The sequence below is a fragment of the Kutzneria chonburiensis genome, assembly GCF_028622115.1.
Taxonomy (GTDB): domain Bacteria; phylum Actinomycetota; class Actinomycetes; order Mycobacteriales; family Pseudonocardiaceae; genus Kutzneria; species Kutzneria chonburiensis.
Map to the genome: position 1 here is coordinate 515,856 of NZ_CP097263.1, position 13,343 is coordinate 529,198.

At 68.8% G+C, this 13,343-nt stretch carries 10 protein-coding genes; 5 read left to right on the plus strand and 5 right to left on the minus strand.

The window, feature by feature from the left end:
- Window positions 1–43: 43 nt before the first annotated feature.
- The 3 genes from M3Q35_RS02535 to M3Q35_RS02545 form a co-directional block, all read right to left on the minus strand.
- Entirely contained in the window at window positions 44–1,855 is a 1,812-nt protein-coding gene (locus tag M3Q35_RS02535; protein WP_273939946.1) for a P-loop NTPase fold protein, read from the minus strand.
- Window positions 1,855–2,652, minus strand: coding sequence for a class I SAM-dependent methyltransferase (locus M3Q35_RS02540; protein ID WP_273939947.1), 798 nt, complete (start codon window positions 2,650–2,652; stop codon window positions 1,855–1,857). The genes M3Q35_RS02535 and M3Q35_RS02540 overlap by 1 nt, the downstream gene beginning before the upstream one ends.
- A gap of 494 nt (window positions 2,653–3,146) precedes the next feature.
- The gene (locus tag M3Q35_RS02545; protein ID WP_273939948.1) at window positions 3,147–4,418 is read right to left on the minus strand and encodes a cytochrome P450; all 1,272 of its coding nucleotides are present in this window, start codon (window positions 4,416–4,418) and stop codon (window positions 3,147–3,149) included.
- Window positions 4,419–4,517: 99 nt separating this feature from the next.
- Between M3Q35_RS02545 and M3Q35_RS02550 the strand changes: the two genes are divergently transcribed.
- Window positions 4,518–5,066: a DUF1707 SHOCT-like domain-containing protein gene (locus M3Q35_RS02550; protein WP_273939949.1), complete on the plus strand. Its 549-nt coding sequence runs from the start codon at window positions 4,518–4,520 to the stop codon at window positions 5,064–5,066.
- On the opposite strand, the gene M3Q35_RS02555 is transcribed toward M3Q35_RS02550, so the two are convergent.
- Window positions 5,056–5,961: a LysR family transcriptional regulator gene (locus tag M3Q35_RS02555; RefSeq protein WP_273939950.1), complete on the minus strand. Its 906-nt coding sequence runs from the start codon at window positions 5,959–5,961 to the stop codon at window positions 5,056–5,058. The genes M3Q35_RS02550 and M3Q35_RS02555 overlap by 11 nt on opposite strands.
- Between M3Q35_RS02555 and M3Q35_RS02560 the strand changes: the two genes are divergently transcribed.
- Window positions 5,896–7,539 (plus strand): MBL fold metallo-hydrolase, encoded by a 1,644-nt coding sequence (locus M3Q35_RS02560; protein ID WP_273939951.1) that lies wholly within the window; start codon window positions 5,896–5,898, stop codon window positions 7,537–7,539. The two genes, M3Q35_RS02555 and M3Q35_RS02560, sit on opposite strands and share 66 nt — an antisense overlap.
- A 152-nt stretch (window positions 7,540–7,691) precedes the next feature.
- On the opposite strand, the gene M3Q35_RS02565 is transcribed toward M3Q35_RS02560, so the two are convergent.
- Complete coding sequence (locus M3Q35_RS02565; protein WP_273939952.1) at window positions 7,692–8,294, minus strand: TetR/AcrR family transcriptional regulator; 603 nt, start codon at window positions 8,292–8,294, stop codon at window positions 7,692–7,694.
- A gap of 220 nt (window positions 8,295–8,514) precedes the next feature.
- Between M3Q35_RS02565 and M3Q35_RS02570 the strand changes: the two genes are divergently transcribed.
- The 3 genes from M3Q35_RS02570 to egtB all read left to right on the plus strand — a co-directional run bounded on the left by M3Q35_RS02570 (window position 8,515) and on the right by egtB (window position 13,289).
- On the plus strand, window positions 8,515–10,581 hold the full coding sequence (locus M3Q35_RS02570) for a PQQ-dependent sugar dehydrogenase (protein ID WP_379793814.1): 2,067 nt from the start codon (window positions 8,515–8,517) through the stop codon (window positions 10,579–10,581).
- A 150-nt stretch (window positions 10,582–10,731) separates the two neighbouring features.
- Window positions 10,732–11,988, plus strand: a complete 1,257-nt coding sequence (locus tag M3Q35_RS02575; RefSeq protein WP_420704754.1) for a glutamate-cysteine ligase family protein — start codon at window positions 10,732–10,734, stop codon at window positions 11,986–11,988.
- Entirely contained in the window at window positions 11,985–13,289 is a 1,305-nt protein-coding gene (gene egtB / locus M3Q35_RS02580; protein ID WP_273939954.1) for an ergothioneine biosynthesis protein EgtB, read from the plus strand. The genes M3Q35_RS02575 and egtB overlap by 4 nt, the downstream gene beginning before the upstream one ends.
- Window positions 13,290–13,343: the final 54 nt, after the last annotated feature.

A 13,343-nucleotide genomic window follows, 5' to 3' on the forward strand; every position in this document is an offset into this window, starting at 1 on the left:
ATCCGCTTCCCCTACGGCCACCGCCAGCACCGCTTGCCTCAGCTCACACAGATACCGCCCGTCCGCGCCCGCCTTCCGCAGCGCGTTGTCGATCAGTGCCAGCAGATCCTCCGTCACCGCCGTCCGCATAATCGTCGCCACGTTCCCGTCCCTCCGGTGGATCTCCACACACCGCCGGGCCGTCCGCAGCAGATCCCTGGCCAGCCCTCCCGACCACACGTGACATCCGTGCGTCAGCACCGTCGGAAAGTTCGCCACCCTCCTCCAGGATGTCCTTCGACTCGGTCAGCGTCAGTCCCCGCATCCTGAACACCGTGTCGAACGTCGAGTCAAACGCATCCCGAGCCGCCATCCCCCGCTGCTCGAACTGCACCAGCGCATCGACGGACACCGACACCACGAAATGCACCCCCGGGATGTGCATCAGGTCTTTGATCCCGTTGACCGCCTCGGTCAAATCCTCCATCTTTGCCATCTTCTCCAGTTCGTCGATGAAGACGACAAACCGCTCCTTGCTGGGATCCGTCCGATCCCTGGAAAACTGCGTCAGCATCTCCCGGAAGTCGGCCACCAATTCCGGCAGCGACCTCTCCCGCCGCTTTCGCGTAACACTGTCCTCGCCGCCCAGTGTCAGCAGACCGGTCAGCAGCTTTATGGAGCCGGACTCCTTCTGTCCGTGTTCCAGGTTCCATGCCAGATCCTCGAGCGCATCCACCGCCAGTCGAACCGATGACGGCAGAGCGAACGGTGTCGGCCCGGTCCGGTGCAGAAGGGCCGACGCTACCGGTGCCATGACAACCAGGATCAAGAGGACGCTGGCGGCCAAGCCGAGTGTCAGCTGCCACTGCCACGCCAACGGGCTGTTGTTGTCGACGGCCCAGAGAAACACCGCGCAGGCAAGCACCGCGAACAGTCCCACCGTCAGCGCGTTGCGAATGCCCCGTTGCGTCCGGAACCGCCGGCGTCGCACCCGGTGCTCCGCCTCAACGTTGTGCCCCGATGCGGCGATGATCTCCGCCGCCGCCTGGGCAAACAGCCGTCGCGTGAAGTCCATCGCGTCGTACTTCACCGGAGCCGTCAGCAGCACATGGTGTGTGACCAGGTCTTCGGCGTTACGGACCGCCTCCATCAGCGTCGACTTTCCCGCCCCTCGCGACCCGGCGATCCCGATTGCCGACGTCTCGTGGTTCCGAATGAAGTCGACCACGTCGGCATGTGTTCGCGACGGTGATATTTTGCCGCTCGACAGTTCCACCAGGGTCGGAGCCGTCATCGGGAAGACGAGCACCCCGGTGCTTCGGTAGGCATCTGTGACACATCGCCGCAGCACCTCTCGAACTGCATGGGTCAACTGTGCGGCGTAACGGCCCTCCGCAATCCTGGTTCTCTCCCTGTGCATCTGCGTGATCAGCCTGCGGTCGCGAACCATGGTGGTGCTCAGCCAGATCATCGAAACGGTGAGGCCGATGGCTACCAAGCCGATGGTCCAGACGGACCAGGTCGGAAGTCCGGAGAACCATCCGAGGAACAGTGCCGCCGTACCGGCCAGGCCGACGGCGAGGAGGCCGAGAACGGTGGGAACGGGGACAATCAGCGGCAGAGATATCCCCAAGGCGAGCAAGGACGGGATTTGAGCATCCAGAATTAAATCCCAACGCATGGTCAGCGCGAAGGGCTCGGCCGGCTCCAGGAGGGCGTCGTACAGGGAGTCCGACAACTCCGGGCGGCTGGCCAGGAAAGCCACCCGGATCTCGGTCTCCTTCTCGCGGTAGCGGACGAACTCGTCGGTGGCCATGGCGGCGTCGAACTCACGCTCAAGCTCCGCCGCGGTGGGGCGCGACTCCTCCTCGGGCACTACCTGTCATCGCGGTGGGTACCGCCGGTGTTACTCGTGGCTACCGCCAGGAAATGGGCGCTGGCGTTGATGAGCAAGGGATCCTGTTCGACCAACCTGGCCGCTGCCAGCGCAGCCGGGGCCAACGTGTCGAAACTGTCGATGCCGGCGGCGTCGAGCGCGGTCCAGGTGGGGCCTTCGATGCCGTAGACCTCGACGTCGGGCAGGCCGGCGGCGGTGAGTTCGTCGTGGAGCTCGGAGGCGGTGTGCCAGTGGGTGGGGAGGAAGCCGGCATGGCCGTCGTAGCGGCCGGAAGCCATGACGGCGGAGAGGGAATCGGCCAAGCCGGGGTGGAGGGTGCCGGCGGAACCGGTTTCCATGAGGGTGAGGTAACGGCTGATGGCGGCGGCGATGAGGAGACCGCCGGGGCGGAGGATGCGGCGGGCCTCGGCGAGGGCCTGAGCGCGGTCGGCGGGGGAGACGAGGTGGTAGAGGGGGCCGAGCAGGAGAACGACGTCGACGCTGGAGTCCGGAGTGGACAGTTGGCGGGCGTCGCCGACGGAGGCGGTGACGCCGGGAAGTTGTGCTGCGGCCTGGACGTGGGTGGGGACGACGTCGATGACGTGCACGGTATGGCCGTCGGCGGCCAGCCACTCGGCGTGGATGCCGGTGCCGCCGCCGACGTCGAGCACGGTGGTGGGAGCGGGAAGATGTCGGCGGATGAGCTCCTGGGTGCGCAAGAATTCCAGGCGGCCATGGGGAGTCCGGGACAGCCGCAGCTCTTCGCGGCTGGCGGTGTAGTGCTCGACGATGTCCATGCGGCATGGTCGTGGCCCGAAAGCCCCCGAGGCAAAGCATTAACGCGGCCGGCGGGGAGTTTCTTGCTGCTGGCAAGGATTGTGCGACGGTCGGAGTGATCCCGCCCGCGATCGGAGTGACGGTGACGAGCGGTGGCCGCAGGGATGTCGAGTGCGTGGCGCGGGCTCACCGCCGTCATGGTCGTTGCCGGAACGTCCTTGTGGCGAAGGGCCAGCGCGGTTCGGCCGGCACGCTCCCCGTTTGCTGGCCGAGGATCGCGGGGCGGAGCCCCGCCTCGGGGGGTGTGGGGGGTCGTCCCCCCACAGTGAACGCGGGCCGAAGGCCGGCGCTTTCCGCCGGCATGCGGCGGCGAGCAAGCGAACCCCTCGATCCGCCACGGCGGCGGGGCGGCGGATCGAGGGGCGCTGGTTCCAGAGTGCCTGAAGAATGGGGAAAAGCGGAACGTCATGACCCGAACGGGTGGGTGACGCGGGTCTCGTTTGACGGTTCGTGGTCAGGCGATCGCGGCTGGTTGACGGGAAGTGACCCGAACGGGCAAGCGGAGGGGACCGCGGACAGCCCGGCTGGCGCGGCGCTGGACGGTGCCGCCAAGGCGTAGGTCGGGGAAGCGGCGGAAAAGGGCACGAAGGGCAATGGCACCCTCCATCCGGGCCAGACCGGCGCCGAGGCAGTAGTGGACGCCGGAAGAGAACGTCAGATGATCACGGGCGTTGTGACGGTCGGGGTCGAAGCGGTGGGGATCGGGGAAGACCGAAGGATCGCGGTTGGCGGCGGCGGTCAACAACACGACGGCGCGGCCCTTGGGGACGACGCGGCCGGCTATGCGGGCGTCGTCGGACAACGGGAGTCGGGCGGTGTACTGAATGGGGGGATCCAGGCGGAGGATCTCCTCGACGATGTTGTCGGCGGCGGCGGGGTCGTCGACAAGTCGTTGCCGCACAGAAGGATTGGACAGCAGGGCCAGGACGCCGTTGCCGATCAGGTTGACGGTGGTCTCGAAGCCGGCGGCCAACAGCAAACCGGAGGTGGCCAGGAGTTCGAACTCGGTCAGGTCGCCCTCGGCCAGCATGTGGCCGATGACGTCGTCGTTCGGCTCCGCACGACGTAAGGCGATCCGTGCGGACAGGAAGTCGTTGAGCTCCCGGAGGGTGGCCCGAAGCTCACGGACCTGGGCCATGCTGCCCATGCCGTCGATGGACGCGGCAAGGGTGGTGCCCCAGTCGATCATGCGGCGGTGCTCGGCATCGGGCACGCCGAGCAGGTCGCAGATGATCTTGATGGGGACCCGGGCGGCGAACTCGCCGACCAGGTCGAACTCGTCGCGGCCGGCCAGCTGGTCCAAGAAGTCCTCGACCACGGCCTCGATGCGGGCCTGGCGCTCGTGCATGGCCCTCGGCGTGAAGAGCGGCGACACGACACGACGCAGCCGGCTGTGCTCGGGCGGGTTGCGGAAGATGAACGAGTCCTCGAGCGGGTTGACCAGACCGTCCATACCGAGATCGGGCTGGCCCATCTCCTTGTTGGGCGCGACGCCGAACGCGGGATCGCGAAGGACCGCGCTGCACAGCTCGTGGTCGGACACCAACAGCATGCCGAGCTTGCTGGGCACGACCTTGCCTCGCGCCCGAATGCGCTCGTAGTGCGGATACGGATCGATGGCCTGGGACGGCCTGATCAACATCGCGCCCGGATCGTCCAGCAGCCGGAACCAGCCGAGCACGACCTTGCCCACGGCGATGGAGGTCGCGAGTTGCCTGTCGGACATGGTGTTCTCCTCACCCCGTTGCCGTCTTTGTACCACCGCCTTGACCGTGCGGGTCGGCGGATGAGAATCTCTGCCACTAAGAGATAGGGGGTGGGCATCATGTCGCTGCCCGAACCGGCCCGCTCGGAGATCGCGGTGCCGCTGCGGCTGTCCAACGACGACCGCGAGCGCGCGGTGGAACAGCTCAACCGGGCGGTCGCCGACGGCCGCCTGACCTGGCCGGAACACGCCGAACGGGTGGAGGCGGTCTACGCCGCCCGGGTCACCGACGACCTCCGGCCGCTGCTGGCCGACCTCGGCCGCGCGGACGTGGTGCCGCTGGCTGACGGCACGACCGAGGTGTCGGCGCTGCTGAGCAAGATCGTCCGTGTGCCGGACACCAGCCGCCGCATCCACGCCCGCTCGCTGTTCGGCGCGGTGGTGCTCAACCTCGCCTCGGTGCCGGCCGGCCAAGAGGTCGAAGTGCAGGTGGACGCCTTCTGCGGCAAGGTCCAGCTGATGGTGGCCGACGACGCGACGGTGATCGACGACGGCGCGGCGATCCTGGGCAAGCGCGCGGTCTACGGCGAGCAGGAAGGCCTGGACGGCCCGCGAATCCGCCTCACCGGCACGGTGAAACTGGGCAACCTCAAGGTCTTCAGGGTCTGAGGTCGGCCGCCACTTCGGCGACCCGCTCGCGCACCCACACATGCGCCGGGTCGGAGTTGAGCCGCGGGTGCCACACCATGCCGTACGGGAAGGGCGCCGCGATCTCCGCCGGCGCCTCGATCAGCCGCACCGACGAGTCGTTGCGGCGGGCCTCGACCAGTCGCCGTGGCACCAGCGCGATCAACAGGGTGCCCGGTAGGGCGGTGAAAGCCGCCTCGAAGTACGGCACCCGCAGGCCGCTGCGCTGGGTCACGCCGAGCTCGGCCAGCCGCCGGTCGATCACCATCACCTGCTGCGGCAGCACGACAACGCTGACCCGGGGGTACTCGGCCAGCTGGTCCAGGGTGAGCCGCGAGGCGGTGATCGGGTGGTCAAACGCCACCGCGCAGACGTAGTCCTCCTGGAACAGCGGCTGCCAGTGCAGGCCGGACGGCGGCTGCACCGGTGACAGCGCCAAGTCGACGCGGCCGTGCTCGATCTCGTCGTACGTGCGTGGGCTGAGCGGCTCGACGGTCAGCGACAGCCGCGGCGCCTGCTCGAAGATCCGGCCGAACAGCCGACCGCCCAACACGGTGACGGCGTAGTCGGTGCAGTTGACCCGGATCGAGTCGGCCGAGGTGGCCGGGTCGAACTCGCCGCCACGGACCAGCGCCCGCAGCCGGGGCAGGATGAACTCCAGCTCCTGCTGGATGGCCCGGGCTCGCGGCGTCAGCTCGTAGCCACGGGTGGTGCGGACCAACAGCTCGTCGCCGAAGGTCTCGCGAAGGCGGCTGAGCGTGCGGCTCATCGCCGACTGGCTCAGGTGGAACCGGGCCGCGGCCCGCGACACGTGGCGCTCCTCGAGCAGGACATCGAGCGCCTTGAGCAGGTTCAGGTCGGCGTTCTCGATATGCATGACACACATAGTACTGCTGACCAATGTGCACTGGACGCCTCGATGGGCCGGACGCAGACTCGCTGTCAGGAATCCGTGGAAAGGGGCAGTCTGATGATTCTCGACGCGATGGCGGACGCGCTCGGCGGTCGGGCGGCGCTGGCCGCGACCACCACCGAAACTGTGACGGCAACCGGCGTCCGGCGTCACCCGGGCTGGGGAAAAGTGCCGTCAGAACCGGAATTGGTGGCCGAATTCGCCTACACCCAGACGGTCGACGTGGTCGCGCCGCGCTACCGGCTGGAACTGGAGGCCGACACCAAACTGGTGCCGACCAAGCTGCGCTACACCGAAATCGGCAACGGCAGCGTCGGATATGTGGACGGCATCGACTTCATGTTCGACCCGCGCCCGGCTTCCACGGCCATCCCGTCCTGGCGGGTGGCGGCGCGGCAGCGGCACATCGACCTGACCTCGGTGCCGCGCCTGGCGACCAAGCTGCTGGACCCGGCGGCTGACGTGATGATCGACGGCTCGACCGTGACGCTCCGCGAGACCGGCCGGCCGCCGGTCCGGGTGGTGCTCGACGACGACAGCCGGCCGGCCAGGCTGGAGATCATCGAGGAGCACTCGCCGCACGGTGATGCCCTGGTCGAAGTGCGATTCGACGACTACCGCCCGGTCGGCGCGCTCGTGCTGCCGCACCACGTGGTGATCACTGTCGACGGCCTGGTCGTGCACGACGAGACCCGCACGGTCGAGCTGGACCGCGAGGCCGACTTCCGGGTGCCGGACGACGCGGTCGTCGATGCCAGCGCCGCTCAGTCGGCCTACGCGAACTACGCCACCGAATGGCTCATGAACTACGTGCTGGCCGGGGTGCGGTTCTATTTCGACCTCCAGACCACGCCGACCGATCCGGAACCGGTGGACGTCGCGCCGGGTGTGAAGATCGTGCTCGGTCCCAGCCACAATGTGCTGGTGGTGGAAATGGACGACCATGTGGTGGCCGTCGACGCCCCGCTGTACGACGAATACACCCGGGCCGCGCTGGCTCAGGTGAAGAGGGCATTTCCCGGCAAACCACTGCGCAAGGTCATTGGCACGCATTTCCACTACGACCACATCGGCGGCATTCGCGAATTCGTGGCCGACGGGGGAGTGCAGGTCATCGTCGGCGAACCGAGCGTGCGGTATTTCCGGGATCTGCTGAACAGTCCGCACACCGTCGACCCGGACCGCCTCGCCGGCCACCCGGTCGAGACCGAGGTCATCGGCGTCAAGGACAGCCTGGAGCTGCCCACGGCCGACGGCGGCGTGATGCGGATCCTCCGCATCAAGACCGACCACACCGAGGACGGGCTGGTCGTCCACCTGAGCAAGCCGGGCCTGCTGTTCGAGTCCGACCTGTGGAACCCGACGCCGGTGATGCCGGCCCCGAATTCCGGCCGCGGCCGCCTGGCCGTGCAGCTCTATGACGGCATCAAGGAGCTCGGCCTGGATGTGCAAACGATTGTCAGCGGGCACTCCGGCACCGATGGTCACACCCTTGCCCACAGTGCGCCGTTGGGGTTCTTGAAAACGGCGGCCGGTTACTAACAGCGAGGCCCCGCCCCTGCTTCGCCCGGTTGGCGGATTTCGGCCGCCGCTAGGGACGCGCCCCACCACGCACGCCGACGCGGCGGGCTAAATCCGGCAAGGGCGAGGCAGGGGTCACGAGGGGCCGAGCGGCGACGCCGGAGGCGGCGCAATCAAGCACAGTCGCTGCGGCGGTGGCGGCGGACGGTCTCCTCGACGAGGTCCAGCACGGGGCCGAGGTCGTCGGCCGGCAGGCCCATCGCCAGGTGCGAGACCAGGCCCTCCAGCACCAGCTCCAGGAAGTCGGAGAGCACCTCGACGGCCACGTCGTCACGCAGGTTGCCGGCCTCGCGCTGGCGGCGCAGGCGGTCCTGGGTGGCCTTGGTCAGCTGCTCGGACCGCTCGGCCCAGCGGGCCCGGAAGTCGGGGTCGGTGCGCAGCCGTCTGGACACCTCGAGGCGGGTGCCGAGCCAGTCGGCCGGGTGCTCATCGGCATCCGAGTCCTTGCGGCCGTCGAGCAGGTCGCGCATGACCTGGACGAGACCCTGCTCGGCGACCACCTCGGCCATCCGCAGGGCGTCGTCCTCGGCCAGCGCGAGGAACAGCGACTCCTTGTCCCGGAAGTGATGGAAGATCGCGCCGCGGGACAGTCCGGTAGCCTCTTCCAGCCGCCGTACCGTGGCCCCCTCGTAGCCGTGGCGGGCGAAACAGGCACGCGCGCCGTCGAGGATCTGGCGGCGGCGGGCCTCAAGATGGTCCTGGCTGACGCGGGGCATTCGACCATGGTCGCAGCGGAGAGCCGAAAACTGCAATCCGTACGTACGGATTGCATACAGAACGTAACCGATGAAACATCCTATGACGTCAGTGCCGAATGAAGGCAAGCGCTTTCCCCATTGACAGCGTGACGGACAAATGGTCTGATCCACCTACGGTCGCAGTTATTGCCGGCCGTTCCGCCGCCACAGACCCCGAACCCCTGCTGTGGGAGGAATCGTGGCACCCCCGTCCCGCCTGAGGCTGGCGCTCGCCTGCGGTCTGTCCGCGGTGGTCGCCCTCGCGATCACGGTCCCCGACGCGCTGGCCGCCCCGCAGGCCAGCACGGTCTACGAAGCAGAGAGCGCGTCGCTTTCCCAAGCGACCGTGGCGAACAATCACACCGGTTACACCGGAACCGGATTTGTCGACTACACAAACATCGTCGGCAGCTATGTCGAGTTCACGGTCAACGCGCCGGCCGCCGGCAGCGCGCGGCTGGACTTCCGCTACGCCTTCGACGCGCCCGACAACCGCCCGATGGACGTGACCGTCAACGGCACCACGGCGGTCAGCAACCTCGGCTTCCCGACCACCGGCAGCTGGACCACGTGGCAGGTGGCCACCACCACCGTCAACCTCAAGGCCGGCAGCAACAAGGTCCGCGCCACGGCCACCACCGCCAACGGCGGCCCCAACCTCGACAACGTGACGGTGACGCCGAACAACGTCGACACCACGCCGCCGACGCCGCCGACCAACCTGGTGGTCAGCGACATCACGCCGACCACCGCCCACTTCACCTGGGGCGCCGCCACCGACAACACGAGCGTGGTGCGCTACGAGGTCAACCGCGGCGGCAACGTGCTGAAGACCGTGGACGGCAAGACGCTGTCGGCCACTGTGGACACTCTGACGCCGAACACCGCCTACGACATCTCGGTCGGCGCGTTCGATGCCGCGGGCAACGCCTCGCAGCAGAGCAATGTCGTCACGTTCACCACGCCGCCCAGCAACGACCACACCCCGCCGTCGGTGCCGCAGAACCTGCGCTCCACCGGAGTCACCGCCGACAGCGCCGCACTGGCGTGGGACGCCTCCACCGACAACGGCGGCGTGATCGCCGGCTACGACGTGTACCAGGGCAGCACCAAGGTCGCCACGACCAACTCGACCACCACCACGGTCACGGACCTCAGCCCCAGCACCAAGTACACGTTCACGGTGACCGCGCGCGACCCCGACGGCAACACGTCCGCGGCCAGTAACGCCCTGTCCGTTACGACGTCGGCGCCCGGCGGCAAGGGCGGCATTCCCACGTACGAAAAGGATGTCGCCAAGCTCGACCTGCCGTGGGGCATCGACTGGCTGCCCGACGGCTCCGCGCTGGTGGCCGAACGGGACCGGTTCGAGATCGACCGCGTCACCCTCGACGGCCAGGTGACCGTGCTGGGCAAGGTGCCCGGCGCCGTGACGACCAGCGGCGAGGGTGGCGTGATGGGCCTGGCCGTCTCGCCCAACTTCGCCAACGACCACTTCATCTACATCGACCACACCGCGGCCAACGACAACCGGATCGTGCGGATGACCTATCAGAACGGTCAGCTGTCGACCACGTCGACGCCGATCCTCACCGGCATCCAGAAGAACCGGTACCACAACGGCGGCCGGCTGCGCTTCGGTCCGGACGGCAAGCTCTACGCCACCGCGGGCGACGCCAAGAACGGCGCCAACGCGCAGGACAAGAGCTCCCTCAACGGCAAGGTGCTGCGGCTCAACGCCGACGGCAGCGCGCCGTCCGACAACCCGTTCTTCTCGCAGGGCGGCAACGCGCGGTACGTCTACAGCATGGGCCACCGCAACCCGCAGGGCATCGCCTGGGACTCGCGCGGCCAGCTGTGGGAGACCGAGTTCGGTGAGAACAGCCAGGACGAGCTGAACCTGATCCAGAAGGGCGGCAACTACGGCTGGCCGTCGTGCGAGGGCACGCAGGGCAACTGCGGCGGCTTCATCGCGCCCAAGCAGACCTGGGCCACCGCGCAGGGCGGGCCGAGCGCCATCGAGATCGTCAACAACTGGATCTACGTCGCGGCGGTCACCGGCGAGCGCATGTACGTGGCGCAGATCAACTCGGCCGGCACCGGCACGAGCACCCCTCAGTCCATCTTCGCCGGACGCTGGGGCCGACTGCGCACCGTGGTCAAGACGCCCGACGGCGGGCTGTGGGTGACCTCGACCAACGACGACAAGAACGGCGGCACGCCGAGCTCCAAGGACAACGTCATCGTGAAGCTGAAGTTCCCCTAGTCGACGGCCGGCCGTGTCGCCTCGGGCAGCCGGGGCGGCACGGACGGTCGGAAGTCCTTACCAACAGGTGAACGAGCGCCAGGTCGGGCCGGGAACGCCGTGCGATTGTCAGACCCCCGTGTAGCGTCGGAACGACGACGATCACGAAGGGTGGTAACGGTGACTACCGTCAGTGTTCCTCCCGCCACCGACTCGGCGCCGGACTTACTCCGCGACCGTGAGCGGGCCGAGGCCTACGTGGCCTCGGTCTGCTTCAAACACGGGCCACCGCGGTACGTCGGCGCTGAGATCGAGTGGACGGTGCACCACGCGCAGGACCGATGTCAGCCGCTGGACCCGCAAGTCCTGGTGAAAGCCCTGGGGCCGCACGCCCCCGCCACGCTCCGGCCCGACAGCCCGAACCTGCCGCTTCGCGGTGGTTCCCCTGTCACCGTCGAGCCCGGTGGCCAGGTGGAGATCTCCACTCCGCCCAAGACGACCGCAGCCGACCTGCTCACCACCGTCTCCGCCGACATCACGCAGCTCACGGGGCTGCTCGCGGCGGAAGGTCTGGAACTGGGCACGGCCGGCGCCGATCCCCATCGCCCGCCGCGACGCATCCTCGACACCCCGCGCTACGCGGCGATGAACTCCCGTTTCGACCGGTACGGACCCGACGGCGTCACCATGATGTGCAGCTCCGCCGGGCTTCAGGTGTGCCTGGACACGGGGGAGCAGAAACAGGTCGCCACCCGCTGGAACGCGCTGCACGCGCTGGGTCCGGCGCTGCTGGCGGCGTTCGCCAACTCGCCGGGACTGTGCGGCCGCGACACCGGCTGGGCCTCGGCCCGCACCCGTGTGGTGCTGGGGGCCGAGCCCGCGCGCAGCGGCCCGGGCGATACCGGCGACGACCCGGCGGCCAGCTGGGCCCGGCGCGTGCTGGACACGCCGCTGATCTGCTTCCGGCACGGCGGCGACAACTGGGACGTGCCCGGTGACGTCACGTTCGCCGAGTGGATCGACGGCGCGCTGCCCGGCGTGCCCACCACCGAGGACCTCGACTACCACCTGAGCACCATGTTCACCCCGGTCCGGCCGCGCGGCTACTTCGAGGTGCGGTACCTGGACTCGCAGCCGCCGGACGACTGGAGCCCGGCGGTCGCGCTGCTCATCGCCCTGTTCAGCGCGGACGACGTCGTCGACGCCGCGCTGGACGCGGCCGCGCCCGCGGCGGGGCGCTGGCTGCCGGCGGCCCGGCACGGACTGGACGACCCGCTGGTCGCCCGGGCCGCGGCCGCCGCACTGGAGCTGGGCCTGCGTCATCTGGACCGGCTCGGCCTGCCGACGGAGCTGTCCGCGCCGGTGATCGAGAGCCTCGATCGCCGCCTCGCGACGGCCACCGCGAAGCTTGGAGGCACCTCGCTGTGACTGCAATTGATCTTCGTTTCGCCATCGCGGAGGCTCTTGAGCGCTCCCGTGACCGCAGCACCCGGCTCACCGATGCCGTCGACGACAACGACCTGGTGCGCCAGCACTCCAAGCTGATGTCCCCGCTGGTGTGGGATCTCGCGCACATCGGCAACCAGGAGGAGCTCTGGCTGGTCCGTGACGTCGGCGGCCGCGACCCGGTGCGCCAGGACATCGACGAGCTGTACGACGCGTTCCAGCATCCGCGGGCCGAACGGCCGGCGCTGCCGCTGCTCAACCCGACCGAGGCCCGCGCGTACGTGCGCGAGGTGCGGGACAAGGTGTTCGACGTGCTGGACCGCACGCCGCTGGAGGGGCGCAAGCTGGTCGAGAACGGCTTCGCCTTCGGCATGATCGTGCAGCACGAGCAGCAGCACGACGAGACCATGCTGGCCACGCACCAGCTCCGCACGGGCGCGCCGGTGCTGCACGCGCCCGAGCCGCCGGCGGCTTCGGGTGAACGCCTGCCGGCCGAGGTGTTCGTGGCCGGCGGTCCGTTCGAGATGGGCACCTCGCTGGAACCCTGGGCGCTGGACAACGAAAGGCCGGCGCACCAGGTGCAGGTCGACTCGTTCTGGATCGACACCGTGCCGGTGAGCAACGGGCAGTACCTGGCCTTCATCGACGCCGGCGGCTACGACGACCAGCGCTGGTGGAGCGAGCGGGGCTGGGCCTACCGCAACGAGGCCAACCTGACCGCTCCTCGGTTCTGGCGGCGGGACGGCGACGGCTGGCTGCGCACCAGATTCGGCGTGGTGGAGCCGATTCCGCTGGACGAACCGGTGGTGCACGTGTGCTTCTGGGAGGCGCAGGCCTACGCGGCGTGGGCCGGCAAGCGGCTGCCGACCGAGCCGGAGTGGGAGAAGGCGGCCCGCTACGACCCGGAGACCGGGCGGTCCCGCCGATATCCCTGGGGCGACGAGGATCCCACGCCCGAGCACGCCAACCTGGGCCAGCGGCACCTGCGGCCGGCCCCGGTCGGCGCGTATCCGCTCGGGCAGTCGGCCTACGGTGTGCGGCAGCTCGTCGGCGACGTGTGGGAGTGGCTCGACTCCGACTTCCGGCCCTATCCCGGCTTCAAGGCGTTCCCGTACAAGGAGTACTCCGAGGTGTTCTTCGGCGGGGACTACAAGATGCTGCGGGGCGGGTCGTTCGGCACCGACAAGGCGGCGGTCAGAGGCACCTTCCGCAACTGGGACCACCCGATACGGCGGCAGATCTTCGCCGGCTTCCGGTGCGCCCGCGACCACCGGCCGGACTGACGCCGGTGTGCCGCCATCTGGGCTACCTGGGCCCCGCCGTGCCGCTGACGGAGC